Source organism: Streptomyces sp. CY-1 (genome assembly GCF_047218265.1).
Taxonomy (GTDB): Bacteria; Actinomycetota; Actinomycetes; order Streptomycetales; family Streptomycetaceae; genus Streptomyces; species Streptomyces niphimycinicus.
This window is the reverse complement of record NZ_CP178393.1, coordinates 7,413,757-7,429,374: the sequence shown is the minus strand read 5'-3', so window position 1 is coordinate 7,429,374 and position 15,618 is coordinate 7,413,757. Positions and strand designations below refer to the sequence as shown.

General features: G+C 72.8%; 10 protein-coding genes. 4 read left to right on the top strand and 6 right to left on the bottom strand.

What is annotated here, in order from left to right; all coding sequences use genetic code 11:
- Positions 1-409: 409 nt before the first annotated feature.
- Complete coding sequence (locus tag ACK1X7_RS32055) at positions 410-2,086, bottom strand: SWIM zinc finger family protein (protein WP_413115994.1); 1,677 nt, start codon at positions 2,084-2,086, stop codon at positions 410-412.
- A 76-nt stretch (positions 2,087-2,162) separates the two neighbouring features.
- Positions 2,163-3,596, bottom strand: a complete 1,434-nt coding sequence (locus ACK1X7_RS32050) for an ATP-binding protein (RefSeq protein WP_390791996.1) — start codon at positions 3,594-3,596, stop codon at positions 2,163-2,165.
- 266 nt (positions 3,597-3,862) lie between these two features.
- Here ACK1X7_RS32050 and ACK1X7_RS32045 point away from each other — a divergent pair, with 266 nt between their 5' ends.
- On the top strand, positions 3,863-5,506 hold the full coding sequence (locus tag ACK1X7_RS32045) for an SDR family oxidoreductase (protein WP_385137853.1): 1,644 nt from the start codon (positions 3,863-3,865) through the stop codon (positions 5,504-5,506).
- Here ACK1X7_RS32045 and ACK1X7_RS32040 read toward each other — a convergent pair.
- From ACK1X7_RS32040 to ACK1X7_RS32030, 3 genes are read right to left on the bottom strand one after another with little or no spacing between them, the layout of a single operon-like run.
- Positions 5,503-7,095 carry an FAD-dependent oxidoreductase gene (locus ACK1X7_RS32040; protein ID WP_398158311.1) on the bottom strand — a complete coding sequence of 531 codons (1,593 nt, stop codon included), beginning with the start codon at positions 7,093-7,095 and terminating at the stop codon, positions 5,503-5,505. The two genes, ACK1X7_RS32045 and ACK1X7_RS32040, sit on opposite strands and share 4 nt — an antisense overlap.
- Positions 7,092-7,916, bottom strand: a complete 825-nt coding sequence (locus ACK1X7_RS32035) for a methyltransferase domain-containing protein (protein WP_385116709.1) — start codon at positions 7,914-7,916, stop codon at positions 7,092-7,094. The genes ACK1X7_RS32040 and ACK1X7_RS32035 overlap by 4 nt, the downstream gene beginning before the upstream one ends.
- A 17-nt stretch (positions 7,917-7,933) precedes the next feature.
- On the bottom strand, positions 7,934-9,133 hold the full coding sequence (locus tag ACK1X7_RS32030; RefSeq protein WP_385116708.1) for a lycopene cyclase family protein: 1,200 nt from the start codon (positions 9,131-9,133) through the stop codon (positions 7,934-7,936).
- Between the two features lie 568 nt (positions 9,134-9,701).
- On the opposite strand from ACK1X7_RS32030, the gene crtI reads away from it, so the two are divergent.
- The 3 genes from crtI to ACK1X7_RS32015 are packed head-to-tail and all read left to right on the top strand — an operon-like array spanning position 9,702 to position 13,338.
- A complete protein-coding gene (gene crtI / locus ACK1X7_RS32025) occupies positions 9,702-11,300 on the top strand; it encodes a phytoene desaturase family protein (protein ID WP_413115993.1) in 1,599 nt (532 codons plus the stop codon).
- The gene (locus ACK1X7_RS32020; RefSeq protein ID WP_390792001.1) at positions 11,297-12,331 is read left to right on the top strand and encodes a phytoene/squalene synthase family protein; all 1,035 of its coding nucleotides are present in this window, start codon (positions 11,297-11,299) and stop codon (positions 12,329-12,331) included. The genes crtI and ACK1X7_RS32020 overlap by 4 nt, the downstream gene beginning before the upstream one ends.
- Positions 12,328-13,338 carry a DUF5914 domain-containing protein gene (locus ACK1X7_RS32015; RefSeq protein WP_413115992.1) on the top strand — a complete coding sequence of 337 codons (1,011 nt, stop codon included), beginning with the start codon at positions 12,328-12,330 and terminating at the stop codon, positions 13,336-13,338. Before ACK1X7_RS32020 ends, ACK1X7_RS32015 begins: the two co-directional genes overlap by 4 nt.
- Before the next feature lie 591 nt (positions 13,339-13,929).
- Here ACK1X7_RS32015 and ACK1X7_RS32010 read toward each other — a convergent pair.
- Positions 13,930-15,615 (bottom strand): DNA methyltransferase, encoded by a 1,686-nt coding sequence (locus tag ACK1X7_RS32010; RefSeq protein WP_390792003.1) that lies wholly within the window; start codon positions 15,613-15,615, stop codon positions 13,930-13,932.
- Between the last annotated feature and the right edge of the window lie 3 nt (positions 15,616-15,618).

Genomic DNA, 15,618 nt, shown 5'->3' with positions numbered 1-15,618 from the left:
GCGACTTGGCGAGGCAACCCAGTCTGCGTGCGATGGGGCGGCGGACACATCAGCCCCCGGGGGAAGGCGCGGGGACCTGGTCCCGTCACTACCCGGTGGCTCTGCTGCGGCAGAGCCACCGGGGCGGGGCAGGGGGCCGCCAGGGCGGCTGCCGTGCGGTGCGGTCGGGCGCCGGTCGGTTACGTGCGCGCTCGGGGCACCAGCACCGGGTAGGTCGTCTGGATCACCAGCTCACCGCCCATCAATGGCTCGGTTCGTCCCCATGTACCGGGCCCTTCGCCGGGCACTCGAGCCTGCGAGAAGCGCCTCACTACAGCAGTCGCGGCCCATGCCATACGACGACTCCCAACCGGCCGTTCTACGTCACCACCGGTCGTACAGGAGCGGCTTTCGGGGGCCGGTTGTGGGTTCACAGGCCGTGCTGGTCGAGGAGCCGCATCAGGTTGCGTTTGCGCTTCTGGTCGGCGCGCAGGGCGGTGAGGTAGGTGGTGAACTCGTCCTGGGTGTCCAGGCGGCGGTGGCAGTCGCGGATGCTGAGCAGCAGGCTGGTCAGCTGCTCGTAGACCGCGTTGCCCGTCTGCTTCGTGAGGGGTTCGGTCAGGCGCCGGTAGACGCGGAGGGCGTCGGCGGGGCGGGTGGGGCGGGCCTGGTCGGCGAGGGTGAGCCACTGTTGGTCGTGGGCACCGGTCTCGGTGGCGGCTTGCCAGGCCGCGTCGATGTCCTTGTCGTCGAGCAGGGCGTCGATCAGGGCCGGGCCGCCGTACCGAGAGTGCTGTTGCTGCTCTGCGTCGGCACGCAACAGGGCCAGCGCTCCCTCGCGCTCGGCCGACCAGCAGTCCGCGGCTCGGGCGGCGGCTCGCAGTTGCTGGTACGCGAGCAGGGTGCGGCGGGCGCCGAAGTGGTCGCGACGCAGGGCGACGGCATCGGGGCGCCGGTCCGCCTGCGCGTAGCGGTCGCAGAGGTAGTCGACGAGGGCGGTGTCGACGGCGGCGAGGTCCCGGGCGTCCTGGATGCCTCGTTCCGCCCAGCGCAGGGCCTCGTCGGGGCGCCTGGCGGTGTCCAGCTCGTGGGCGATGACCAGGTGGGTGTGTCCGTTCGGTGAGAGGTCGGCCGCATGCACGGCGATCACCGCGTCGACGTCGCCTCCCGCCTTGGCCAGACGCTCCATGAGGTACTTCTCCGCCCAGCCGCGGCGGTTGCCTCGCCACGCCTCGACCGCCAGCTTCCGCAGGACGGCCATCCCCTCTTCGCCGAGGACTTCGCCATAGTCGAGCGGATCGATGTCCGTGAGGCCGTCGTCCCCGTCGCCGAGCGCATGGCCGACCAGCCAGCGCGCGAGCTCCTCGGGGTCGGGGCGTGCCGCACGGCACGCTTCGAGGTGGGCCTCGGCGAGGTCCGCACCGACCTGCCCGAGCCATCCGTCCGAGTCGTCGACGCTCTCCACCGCGTCGGCGAGCAGCTTCATCGCCTCCCGCGCCAGGGTGATCGCGTCGTCGGCCCGGCCCGAGCCGGTGAGCGCGCCGATCGCGGACACCGCCTGCCCGGCCTGATCGGCGTAGGCGCGGGCATCGGCGTACTCGACGTACCCGTACTGCGCGAACGGTGAGATATCCAGCAGATCGCGGATACGGGCCCGGACCGCGGCGAGGTCCCCGCGGGCACTCGCGGCCCGAAGTTCCAGGCGGCGCCGCAACTGCCGGTCCTCGCTTAGCTGTTCCCGCACCAGAGCGAGCAACTCGTCCTTGGACAGGCCGGACAGCCACCCGTAAAGGTCCTGCGCACGGTCCCGGGCAGCCTTCCGCTGCCGCGGCAGGCTCTCCCGCTGGGCGAGCACGGTCAGGCCGAGGGCGACCAGGTGCTTGCAGAAGTTGCCCTCCATGCCGTACGGGCAGTCACACTCGCCGGACAGCCCGCCTGGCCCGTCCAGCGTCAGCTCCACCTCGTACCGCTCCGTGCCGTGGACACTCGCGGTGACCCAGCCGTCACCGACCTCGACCCCGGACACCGCGTCCAGGTAGCCGAGCCCCCGTTCGAAGGAGCGCGGACCGGCCAACGCCCGCAGAGTCGGCTCACTGAACCCTTCCAATGGTCTTCCCCTGCTCTCGTGTCGCCTGCTGACCCCGGCATCCGCCCTCTGGGGCGTTTGCCCGCCTCTTCCCCTGTTACCGCCAAGCGCGGACCAAGTCCTCCGGGCCCCAGTGCGCCGCGAGCGGCAGGTCGTCCTCGATGCCGCAGCGGGAGACGGCCACGAGCGGGGTGTCCGGTTCGGCGCCGGGCACCGCGAGCATGTCCCGGGCCAGGGCGTCGTACTCGCGGCGGCCGAAAGGATGAGACTCCAGCCACTTGACCGAGCCGATGAAGTGCACTGCGCCCGCGACCGGTTCGCGGTCGACGCCGATCAGGTCGATCTCCGGGTTGTTCTGCCGGTTCCACCAGCCGCCGACCGCTTCCGTGTGGGGCCATCTGTCATCGGGGAGCAGACGCAGCAGCGACTCGCGGATGACCGGCTCGACGGCACGTCCTCGCCATGTGGTCCAGGACCGCTCGATGCGCTCCAGGGCGAGGTCCCCGCGACCGCGCTCGATCAGTGGGATTCCCCGCTGCATGAAGGCCAGCCAGAAGCGGAGATACGGGTCGGCGATCCGGTAGCGCTTGTTCTTGGTGTCGGCCTTGGCGGAGAGCGGCAGATCGGTGGCCAGGATCCGCTTGGTCTGCAGGGTGTGCAGCAGCGGGGACAGGGTTCCGGAGGGCAGGGCGCCGGCGCCGCCGGCCTGGGCGGCGATGGTGGAGAAGGTCCGCTCGCCGCTGCCGACCGCCTCCAGCACCGCCCGCGAGTGCGAGGCTTCGGGGAACTCGCCCAGGAGTGAGAGTTCGCCTGCCACCAGTAGCGGCGACAGGGGGTTGGCCACGGCCTCGCGCAGGAAGTCCGTACGGCCCATCCCCGACCGCCACGACTGGACGATCTCGGGGAAGCCCCCGGTGATCAAGAGCGCGTCCACCGCGTCCGCCGCGCCCAGACCAGTCATCGCCTGCACATCGGCCAGGTGCAGCGGACGTACGGTCATCTTCGCGGCCCGGCCGAAGAACGGACGGCCGTACGACTGCAGCGCCTCCATCACCGACATGTCGCTGCCCACCAGGATCAGCAGCACCGGCTTGGCTGACAGGTGCCGGTCCCAGACCGTCTGCAGCGCCCCTTCGAACTCCCGGTCCTGCTCCACCAGCCACGGCACCTCGTCGATCACCGCGATACTCGGGGCATCGTCCGGGACCGCGACGGCCAGGGAACGCAGCGCCTGGTTCCAGTCCACGGCGTGCAGTCCGGCCACCAGCTCCGCCCCGGGCAGAGGGGACTGCGCGAGCGCCGTGGCGAAGTCCGCCCGCTCGGCCACGGCGTTGCGGCCCCGGGTCGCCTGGAAGACCACGTACGGAACCCCGGACCGGTCACAGAACTCCTGGACCAGACGGGACTTCCCCACCCGGCGCCGCCCCGTCATGATCACAGCCTGCCCCCGGGTGGCCCCCGCGCCCCCGGCCACAAGACCCAGTTGCCTCGTCAGCAGGTCGAGGTCAGCGACCCTGCCCTTGAACTCCACCCCTGCTCCACCTCCAGCACGGCGCATTCAAGCGCAGTTTCGATCTTACGTAGATTGAATCTTACTTAGATGCTAGCTCCCTTCTTTGGAGAAGCAGGCGATCCCGGAGGGTGGTGCTCCGTGCCGATCCGCCCCGTCACCCGGCCGCCGCACGCACCGGGTGCATCCGGCCCGTCCGCCCGCACGGTAGAGACATGGAAGTCACACACCGGCCCCGAAAGTCACACACGACGACGCGGCGGACGGCAGGCGGCTGAGGCGGGACCATGGGCGACGAACAGGCCACCAGGGCGAGTGGGAACGAGCAGGCGGCATCCGACACCCTGACCTGTCTGGTGACCGGCGCGAGCGGCTACATCGGCGGACGGCTGGTGCCCGAGCTGCTGGACGCCGGACACCGGGTGCGCTGCCTGGTCCGCACCCCGCGCAAGGTGCGGGACCACCCGTGGGCGGACCGGGTTGAGATCGTCCAGGGCGACGTCACGGACGCCGAGTCGGTGGCACGGGCGATGGACGGCGTGGACGTGGCCTACTATCTCGTGCACGCGCTCGGTACCGGTCGCGGCTTCGAGCGGACCGACCGTGACGCGGCCCGCATCTTCGGCGAGCAGGCCCGCCGGGCCGGCGTCCGCCGCCTCGTCTATCTCGGCGGACTCACCCCCGCGGGCGTTCCGGAGTCATGTCTCTCCCCGCACCTGCGTTCCCGCGCGGAGGTCGGCCGCATCCTGCTCGACTCGGGCGTGCCGACCGCCTTCCTGCGCGCCGCCGTCATCATCGGCTCCGGCTCCGTCAGTTTCGAGATGCTGCGCTACCTCACCGAGCGTCTGCCGGTGATGGTCACCCCGCGCTGGGTACGCACCCGCATCCAGCCCATCGCCGTGGGAGACGTGCTGCGCATCCTGGTGGGTTGCGCCGGGCTGCCCCCCGAAGTCAACCGCGCCTTCGACATCGGCGGCCCGGAGGTGCTCACGTACCGGGACATGATGCGCCGGTACGCGGTGGTCGCTCATCTGCCCCGGCGGCTCATCCTGTCCGTACCCGTGCTCACCCCCAGGCTGTCCAGCCACTGGATCGGCCTGGTGACCCCGGTGCCGGCCTCGCTCGCCCGCCCGCTGACGGAGTCCCTGCGCCACGAGGTGGTCTGCCGGGACCGGGACATCGAGCGGTACGTGCCCAGCCCGCCCGGGCACCCCATCGGCTTCGACCGCGCCGTCGCCCTGGCGCTGCAACGCGTACGAGAGGCTCAGGTCACCACCCGCTGGTCGTCCGCCGCCGTGCCGGGCGCGCCCAGCGACCCGCTGCCCACCGACCCGGACTGGGCGGGTGGCAGCCTGTACACCGACGTGCGGGAACTTGACGCGGACGTGGCGCCGGACGCGCTGTGGCAGGTCATCGAGAGCATCGGCGGGGAGAACGGCTGGTACTCCTTCCCGCTGGCCTGGGCGGTGCGCGGCTGGATCGACCGTCTCGTCGGCGGCGTGGGCCTGCGCCGGGGCCGACGTGACGCGCGCCGACTGCGGGCGGGCGACTCGCTGGACTTCTGGCGGGTGGAGGAGATCGAGCGCGGGCGGCTGCTGCGGCTGCGCGCCGAGATGCGGCTGCCCGGCCTGGCCTGGCTGGAGATGCGCGTGGACGGCGACACCGGCGGGCCCGTCCGGTACCGGCAGCGGGCCCTGTTCCACCCGCGCGGACTACTCGGCCATCTGTACTGGTGGAGCATCTCGCCCCTCCACGCGGTCGTCTTCGGAGGCATGGCCCGCAACATCGTCCGCGCCGCGGCCCGTGACCAGGAGCGATGTGCGGCACACTCCAGGGCGGCCACGGCCGACGGCCCCGCGGTGCCAGGTCCCGGCACCGCGCCGGGGCCGGGCACGGCTTCCGGCCCCGCTGTGCCGCCGGAAGACAGTTAAGTCACTGCCGCCCGCGCCGCCCACCGCAGGACGGCCCCGCGGCCCCGTTCGGGCACGGTCCACAGCGGATGCCCGCGCAGACCCCAGCGGCTCAACAGCGCGTTGGCGGCGAGGAACCCGCTGGTGGCCGCCCGCTCCATCAGCGCCACCGGCAGACCGGTGCGCACGGCGTCGCCCGCCACGACCAGGCCCGGCACGGGTGTACGCACGGCCGGCCGGTCGCCGTACCCGCCGACCGGGAACAGCGGGCAGTCGGCGCGCCATTCGTGGCGGGCGTCCACCACCCGGGCGCTGTGCGTCTCCGGGTAGATCCGGTGCAGTTGCCCGAGCAGTTCCTTCTGCCGGACCTCCCGGTCGGTGTCGCCCGGCAGCGCGTAGGCGTGCAGTTCCACGACCGACCCGCCCGTGCGGGCGGCCCAGCGGGCGGCTTCGCCCTCCCACCGGTTCAGGACGCTGACGTTGTCCAGGAGGCCGTATCCACTGGTGCCCAGGAAGCCGGGCCGGTCGCCGCGGACAGGCCGGTCCAGCCACAGGCGGGAGACCAGGAACGGCGGAGCGGTGCGCAGCCGCGCCACCCGCTCGCGCCACGTCTCGTCCCCGAGCCCCTCGGACCGGGCCACCACGCCGCGCAGCGCTCCCGGGTCCAGGGCCAGCACCACGGCGTCGCACCGCTCCTCGGCGCCGTCCTGCCCGGCCACGGTGAAACCGCCGCCGGGCAGGACCTCGACCGCTTCGACAGCGACCGAGGTCCGCAGCTCGGCCCCGAGACCGGTCAGATACCCGGCGAGCGGGTCCCACAGGGCCTGCGGGAACGGCTCGTCCGGTACGTCGAACAGCAGGCCCTCGGCCGAGCCGAGGAAGTAGACGTGGAACATCAGCGCCATCTCGGCCGCCGACAGCCGGCGGGGGTCGGCGAAGAAGCTGCGCGAGAAGACCTCGAAGGCCAGGTGGCGCGCCGCCGCCGGGAAGCGGATCGCCTCCAGGAAGTCGTGGGCGCTGATGTGGTCGAGCCGCTCGTACACTCCGGGCACCCGCACGTCGAGCAGCGGCAGCGCGGCCCGGGCGTCCATCCGGGCCAGGTCGCGCATCCGGAAGGAGCGGCTCAGCGCGACGAAGCCGAGCGCGCTCAGCGGTGGCGTACGTGGGACGTGCCGGAAGCTGTCGTGGCCGCCGCCCGCGTGGCGCAGGGGGTAGTCGGGCAGGCCGGTCAGCCGGGACAGGGCCGGATCGGTGCGGCGCAGCAGGGCGCGCAGGTTGTAGTACTGGCGGAAGAAGGCGTGGAAGCCACGGCTCATCGTCACCGTGCTGCCGTCGGCGAGCTGGGTGCGCCAGCCGGCCAGTCGGCCGCCGAGCACCTCCTCGCGCTCGTACAGGGTGACCCGCACTCCGCGCTCAGCCAGCGCCGTGGCGGCCGTCAGCCCGGCGATGCCACCGCCTACGACCATGGCGTGCGGTCCGGCCGCGGGGTCGGCGCGATCGGCCCCGGGCGGGGCCGGCAGCAGCCGGGCGAGCCGGTCCAGGCCGGGGCGGTCCAGACCGGGCCGGTCCAGGCCGGGGCGGTGCGCGGGCCGTCGGGTGCCGGTGGTCATCGCGGTCCTCCTCGCTCGCCGGCTCGGCGGTTCTCGGTTCTGGGTCCGGGACTTCTCGCTCCGGGCCGCTCGGCCTCACCCTCCTCCGTCCCGCTGCCCGGCTCCCGGCCGCCCGTCGGCCGACGGGCCACCACGGTGTGCGTGATGCCGGTCTGCCAGCCAGGCAGCGGCAGTACCCGCACCCGCTCGAAGCCGGCCCGCGCCACCCGTCGGCCCAGAGCGTCGGCCGTGTCGAAGCCGAGGACGCTGCGCCACAGATGCCGGTAGAGCGCCCCATCCCCCAGCAGCGTGGCGACCGGCAGAAGGATCCCGCCGCACACCGCACTCCACACCGCGCGGTGCGCGGCCCTCCCGCTCAGCGCGTACTCGTGTACCGCCAGACGGCCGTACGGCGCGAGCAGCCGGTGGGCCGTGGCCAGCACGGCGTCCGGGTCGGTGGCGTTGCGCAGCAGGTATGCGGCGAAGACCGCGTCGAACGGGCCGTTCACGCCCGCCTCGGCCAGCCGTTCCACCGGCGCGTGCACGAACCGCACCGGCCGCGCCCACCGCCGGGCGGCCGCCCGGCGGAGCATCCCCGCCGAGGCGTCGACCGCCGTGATGTCCGCACCGGGCAGCACGGTGGCCAGAGCGGCCGTGGACGCTCCCGTACCGCATCCCAGGTCCAGCACCCGCGGCCCGGTGCCGTCCCGGGGGAGACCGAGCCGCCGGGCCGAGCGGCGCAAGTGGGCGTGGTACCCGGGGTTGGTGGCCACCAGCGCGTCGTAGCTGCGGGCGGCATGGTCGAAGGCGTCGGCCAGATCGGCGTCGCGCAGAGGGGGCATGCGGTCCGGCTCCGAGGTCAGGCGGCGGGAAGGCTCCGGCGCGGGGCGAGGGGCAGGGCGAGGGCGGAGGCGAGCATCGCGGCGACGGGCAGGTGCGCGCCGATGGCGAGGTCCTCCGGCAGGCTGGTACGTCCGTCCAGGAACCGCAGCAGCCGCGGTGCGGGCACGCGCCCGAACAGGCGGGTGAAGAAGGCGGGGCCGTCCACCCGTCCGGTGTCGAGGGCGTGCAGCAGCACCGCGTCCATGAGGCGGGCGCGTGTGGAGTGGGGCCGCGGGGGCAGCGGATACCGTCCGGTGTGCAGGGCGGCGGCCACGGCGCTCGTCTGCCGCTGCACGGCGCTGAAGGTGTAGCCGGTCGACGGACGGGTGGCGCCGGAGCAGGCCCCGATCCGGAACACGCCCGGCGCCGTCTGCCGGACGAAGTCGGCGTCCGTCATCGGGATCACCCCCTGCTCGCACGCGGTGACCTCGTAGTCGGCCAGACCGAGCACGCGCTCCGCGTAGTCCCCCAGCACGCGGTCGTACCCGGCACGGCTGAGCACCCGGCGGGAGAACTCCGTGTATTCGACCAGCGCCTCGTGCGGGCCGACCGGCAGCACGTAGCCGAAGGAGAGACCGTGCGCGGGCTGCGGCGTGCGGAAGTCCATCAGTTCCACTACGGACGAGTCGAAGACCGGCCGCCCCGTACGGACGAACCAGCCGCGGAAGTGCTGCAGCAGTGTCGTACGCGCGGGCGGGAGGCGGCTGAGCGGGCGTGAGTCGAACACCCAGCGGGCGCGGACGGCGACGCTGCCGCCGTCCGCGCGGCGGGCGTGCACCAGGGCGCCGCCGCCCGGCACCGGTGCGACCTGGTCAACGGCCGCCTCGACGCGCGAGACCCGCCCGCTCGCCGCGACGCGACGGCCGACCAGCGCCTCGAAGGCGTCGGAACGCAGCATCTTGTAGCGCAGTGGCGCGATGGCCGTGGTCACGGACGTACCGTCGGCGCCGCGCACGCGCAGCCACTGCCAGGAAGCGGCCAGCGCCTCGTCGTAGGGGCCGTCGTCCGGCTCCCAGAAGCACCAGGTGCGCGGTGCGGCGCGGGCCGGACCAGGCGGGGCGGCCAGCAGCACCGTGTCCAGCGGTCCGGCGCCCGAGGGCGGCCGGGCCAGCCGCAGCGCGAGCGACAGCCCCGCGGCCCCGGCTCCCACCACGGCGACGTCGGCCTTCAGGTCCACGACCGCTGCTCCCTCCTCGGGCCGTTCTCATGGCGATCAGGCCGGTACGTCACCGGCGGAGACGGTGTCCGCGAGGGGCCCGGCGGCCCACCGTCGAGTCTCGTGCGCACATCCCGGGACGAGATGCCGTCCGCCCGGTGCCGTCCAGTGTTTCCGGCCGCCGGCGGTCAGCGGATGCGGTGCGCGGCGTGTCGTCGCGGGACACGTCCCCGGCGCGGGAGCTTCCCCCGCTTGGCGCATCCGTTCCGGTGCCGTACGCGGAATGTGTCCTGACACGAGCGATGTGACGACGGGCGAGAGGATCCGCGATGTGCTTCACCCAGGCGCCCTGCCCACACGAGGCGGCCCCGCCGGGCGGACCCCCCGGTGGCCTCGCCGCGCGTACGTCGGCGACCGAGGCGGTCACCGGCCACGACAAGGCGGCGGGCACGCATGACGTCTCCCGCCCCGCCCCAGGACCAGACTCCGGCCCCGGACCCGACTCCGACTCCGACCCCGGGACTGTCCGCGATCCCGGGACTGTCCACGACGACGAGGCCGCAGCGGTCCGTGAACCGGAGGGAGGCCGGTGACCAGGGCCCTGAAAGGACCGACCGATCACGTGGTGGTCGTCGGCGCCGGACTGGCCGGCCTCTCCGCCGCGCTGCACCTGCTCGGCGCGGGACGCCAGGTCACCGTCGTCGAACGCGCCGCCGGGCCCGGCGGTCGCGCCGGCCGGCTGGTCCGCGGCGGCTACCACATCGACACCGGCCCCACCGTGCTGACCATGCCCGAGATCGCCGACGAGGCGTTCCACGCGGTCGGGGCCTCGCTGCGCGACCGCGTCGAACTGATCCCTCTGCACCCGGCCTACCGGGCGTCCTTCGCCGACGGCAGCACCCTCGACGTGCACACCGACGCCGACGCGATGGAGACCGAGGTGGAACGCTTCGCCGGGCCCGCCGAGGCGGCCGGCTACCGCCGGCTGCGTCACTGGCTGACCAAGCTGTACCGCGCCGAACGGCACCGGTTTCTCGACGCCGACTTCGACTCCCCCTGGCAGCTGCTCGGCCCCGACCTGGTCCGGCTGGCCGCGCTCGGCGGCTTCGGCCGCTGGGAGAACGGTGTCGCCCGCCACCTGCGCGACGAGCGGCTGCGCCGCGTCTTCACCTTCCAGGCCCTGTACGCGGGCGTGCCCCCGGCGCGCGCCCTGGCCGCCTACGCGGTGATCGCCTACATGGACACGGTCGCCGGGGTGTACTTCCCGCGCGGCGGCATGCACGCCCTGCCGCGGGCCATGGCCGAGGCCGTCGAAGCGGCCGGGGCGGTCGTCCACTACGGACGGCCGGTCACCCGGCTGGAACGCTCCGGTGAGCGCATCACCGCCGTGATCACCGGCCAGGTGCGCATCCCCTGCGACGCCGTCGTCCTCACCCCCGACCTGCCGGTGATCTACCGCCTCCTCGGCCGCACCCCGCGCCGCCCGCTGCGGCTGCGGCACGCCCCCTCGGCGGTCGTCCTGCACGCGGGCTGCGACCGCACCTGGCCGCAACTGGCCCACCACACCCTGTCCTTCGGCCACGCCTGGCGGCGCACCTTCGACGAACTCACCCGCACCGGCGTGCTGATGCGCGATCCCTCCCTGCTGATCACCCGTCCCACCGCCACCGACCCCGCCCTGGCCCCGCCGGGCCGCCATCTGCACTACGTCCTGGCGCCGTGTCCCCACACCGGCATCGGCCCCGGACCCGCCGACTGGCACGACCTCGGTCCCCGCTACCGCGACGCGCTGCTGCACGAGCTGGAACGCCGGGGACTCGACGGCATCGCCGCGGCGATCGAAGAGGAGTGCCTGGTGACACCGGCCGACTGGACGGAGCAGGGGCACGCCGTCGGCACGCCGTTCTCCGCCGCGCACACCTTCGCCCAGACCGGCCCCTTCCGCCCACGCAACCTGGTGCGCGGCACCGCCAACGCCGTCCTCGCCGGTTGCGGCACCACGCCGGGTGTCGGCGTGCCGCCCGTCCTGCTGTCGGGAAAGCTTGCCGCCGCCCGTATCACCGGCGCACGCCGCACGACCGCCGTCCGTATCACCGGCACGCGCCGCACGACCGCCGCCCCGGTGACCCTCCCGGTGACCCACCCGGTGACCCGGACCCGGCCCCGCCCGGAAGGAGCTCGTCCATGACCGGCCGGGAACTGGACGCGGCGGGCATCACCGAGCCGGACCTGCGCGCCGCCTACACCCGCTGCCGGGAGTTGAACGCCCGGCACGGCCGCACCTACTTCCTCGCCACCCGCCTGCTCACCCCCGACCGGCGTCCCGCCGTGCACGCCCTGTACGGCTTCGCCCGCTGGGCCGACGACATCGTCGACTCCCTCGACAGCACCACAGGCCCGAAGGACCGCGCCCGCGCCCTGGGCAGGCTGGACGACGACCTCGCCCACGGCCTGGCCGGCGGCGCCGGAGCCGAGCCGGTGGTGCGGGCGCTCGCCGACACCGCACGCCGCCACGCCATCGACCACCGCCACTTCGCCGACTTCCTCGCCGCCATGCGCAGCGATCTGACGGTCACCTCGTACGCCACCTACGCCGACCTGCGCGGCTACATGCACGGCTCCGCGGCGGTGATCGGCCTGGAGATGCTGCCCGTGCTCGGCACCGTGACCCCCCGGGAGGAAGCCGCGCCCCACGCCGCCGAACTCGGCGTCGCCTTCCAGCTCACCAACTTCCTGCGAGACGTGGGAGAGGACCTCGACCGAGGCCGCGTCTACCTCCCGCGGGACCTCCTGAACGCCCACGGCGTTCACCGCGAGCTGCTGCGCCACTGCCGGGACACCGGCCGCGTCGACCGCCGGGTCACGGCGGCGTTGAGGGAGTTCGAGGACCTCACCCGTGCCGCCTACCGGCGCGCCGCGCCCGGCGTCGGCATGCTCGACCCGGTCTCCCGGCCCTGCATCCGCACGGCGTTCGTCCTGTACGGCGGCATCCTGGACGCCGTCGCCGCCACCGGGTACACCGTGCTGCACCGCCGCGCCGTGGTGCCCCGGCGGCGGCGGGCCCTGGTCACCGCGGACGGTCTGCTGCGGGTGGCGGCCGCCCGCGTGGCCGCCCGGCGCGCCCCCGGCGGGCCGGGCGTACCCCTCGAACCGGCGGCTTCCGGTCCCCGTGCCCACCCCCTTGCCCGACCGCACCCCCGTCACAAGGAGGTCGCGTGAAGCCCGCCCGGCCGTCCCGGCCCAAGCGTCTGCCGCTGACCCTGCGCCGCGACCCGGTCGCCTGGGAGCGTCAGCGACCCACCTGGCGCGAAGCCCGGCCCGCCCTGATCGCCGACGCCCTCAAAAGGGCCCAGGCCCGCCCCACCGGCAACTGGTACGTCGTCGGAGCCTCCCGTGAGCTGCGTCCCGACCGGCCGCTGGCCCGCACCGTCGCCGGCCACGAGGCGGTGCTGTGGCGGGACGCCGAAGGACGCCTCGTGGCCGGGCCGGGAAGCTGCCCGCACCTCGGCGCTCCGCTGCGCGACAGCCCGGTGCGCTGCGGCACCCTGGTGTGCCACTGGCACGGACTGGCCCTGAACGGAACACCGTTCGCCGGCTGGGAGCCGTGGCCGGCGCACGACGACGGGGTGCTGGTCTGGGTACGGCTGGACGAGGTCGGGGCGGAGGAGCCCACCGCCCGTCCGGCGGTGCCGAGGCGACCGGCGGCGGCCGGGGCGCTGACCGCCGTGTACACCGCCGTGGGCGTCTGCGAGCCGGACGATGTCGTCGCCAACCGCCTCGACCCCTGGCACGGGGCCTGGTTCCACCCCTACTCCTTCGTCGACCTCACCGTGGCCCGGACCCCCGGGCGGGCTGACGAGAGCGACTCCTTCACCGTGGACGTGTCCTTCAGGGCCGCCGGGCGGGTGGTCGTCCCGGTGCGCGCGGTCTTCACGGCGCCCGGACCCCGCACCGTCGTGATGCGGATCAGCGAGGGCGAGGGGCAGGGCTCCGTCGTGGAGACGCACGCCACCCCGCTCGGGTCGGACGCCCTGGGACGGCCTCGCACGGCAGTGGTGGAGGCCGTCGTCGCCACGTCCGAACGGCCGGGCTTCGCCGTGGCCCGTCGCGCCGCCCCGCTGCTGCGCCCCTTGATACGCGCTGCCGCCGGCCGGCTGTGGCGCGACGACCTCGCCTACGCGGAGCGCCGCTGGGCCCTGCGCTCCTCGGGTGGTTTCCCCGGCTGACCGACGCCCTGGTGGCGCCCACCGCGCGACCCATGATGTCGGGGGCAGCCACGACGAGCTTGACCCGGCGTCCTCCAGCGGCTTCTCCGGGCACTGCCGGGCGTTGACCAGGATCACGTTCAACTCCCGGAACGCGACAGGGGCCGCGAGAGGCGGCCCCTGCCACGGCGGGCGAGGCGCCGATCGTCTACGTGCCCGCGCGATTCACCGGGACGGCCGTCTCGATCACCAGCTCACCACCCATCAGCGGCCCGCTTTGTCCCCAATTACTGGGTCCTTCGCCGGGGGCACCTCGCACGAGGTGCCAGCAGACCCCGCCATCAGCCCAGCGGCTGAGAGCAGGGTCTTCGCGTATGTGCGGCCGAACGTCGCCGAAGGTACCCCATGACAGTGATCACGTAACGACCACATGATGAAGGCGTAGACCCAAGCGGCTTCAGCTCTCACTCGCCGACGAAACGGGACGGAATCACAGTACGGCTGTAACCACATCCGTGTTCAATTCCAGAAAGTCTGGCTGTCAGTGCCTAAAAGCCGGAAAGGCGTCCATCCCTTCGTCAAGGCGGCCACCCCTCTGGCTACTCAAAGCGCCTACTCGGGCTCGACCAGTAGGCCCGTCTTCGGGTCGATACTCCACCCGTCATCCAGCAACGCTGCCGTCGCCGTCTGCAGGTTGAGGTCCGCGACGCTCCATCCTTCCCAAAGCGCGCGGCGGAGCAGCTCCAGATACAGGTGACTCGGAGAGGCAGCGCCGGCAGCACTAGCAAGCTCTCGCGTCGCCGCAGCGACCGCCTCAGCCGTCGGCTGTTTGAACGAAGCCTCGGCGCCGTCCTGCGGAACCATCGTCAGGACAAGATCGAGCGTAGCGACGTGCTCGAAGCCCGAGGCCAGCCCCTTCACGGAGCGCTGCCCCTTGTTCAGGATGGCGATCTTCTCCGGCTCGATGCGCAGGCCGGCTGCTGCGACTGCTCGCTGGACAACTGCCCAGATCTTGCCCGAGGAGTTGCCGAAGACCATCGAGATGCGCCCGCCAGGCTTCAGGATGCGGCGGCAGTGCTTGAGTGACTCCGTCAGCAGCGTCTCGTAGCGGTCCGCCGTGCGCTTCGTGCCGGTGGAGCGATCGATCACCGCTTCCTTGCCGACGTCCGTGAAGCCGTCCAGCCAGCCCTCCTGGAACAGAGCCATATCCGCGTAAAAGAGGTTCGAACCGAACGGCGGGTCCGTGAACACGTAGTCCACGCTCGCGTCCGGCAGGGACAGCTCCGCAGCGCTCTCCGTGACGTACTCCACAGGCACCGTGTCCGCGTCCACATTGCGCGTGAACGCCTGCGTCCGGATCCAGTCATCAGCCTTCAACACGGCGGTCGTCTTACGCTCGAAGAGCTCGAAAACATTCCACTCATAGAAGACCGGCGCGATGTAGTAGTTCTGGTTCGCGGCGTTCAGCGGGCGTTTGTGCGACCACTGATACCGCTTGCTCGCCCGAGTCAACGTCGCGGTGAACGCGAACAGCAGCTTTTGACTCAGAGCGCGGTCCTCAATCCCGTGGATCTCATCGCGCAGGGCCACCAGAGTGCGCAGGTTACGCGGCGAATAGAACGAAGCCACGGTCGTGTAGCCGCTCTTGCCCAGCGCAGACGCCCGGTACATCTCCCGGTCAGGCGTAATCTCAACGCGGGGGAAGTCCAGGCCGTCGACGTCGATGCTCGGCGCGGCGACCGCCGGCTGCTCACGCTGCTTCGGGGAGCACGCGCAGTTGACGTAGTCGACCACGGGCTGCTCACCCACGCGCTCGAGCTTGCTCGAAATGTGGGCCGAACAATGGGGACAGACCATCTTCGGCTTCGACCACTCCGCGGCCTCGAGCGAGTGGTAGTAGCTCACGGGCTTCTCACAGCCCGCGCACCTCACCAGGACGCTCCAGACAGTCTTCGCAAGCTGACCGGTTCCACCGCACCCACGGCAGGGGACCTCGTAGATCTTGCCGACAGCGTCCCGGGCCCGCTTGATGACGGCCTGCGCGGCCCTGGTGAACTCGTACCCTTCGACCATGCTTAGGTAGTTGGAGCCAATATGTCGCCCCAGCACAGAGATGTCCGACAGGCGTGCCTGGCGCCCGGTGATCCGCGCCGCGACCCCCGTCATCCCAGACCCGGCGAACGGATCAGCCACGACGCCGTTGGGCGGACAGTAAGCCTCGACGAACGGCGTAATAGCGGGCACAGGGACCTTCGTCAGGTAGGCGTGCGCGAGATAGGCAGGGTCACCACGACCCACCAC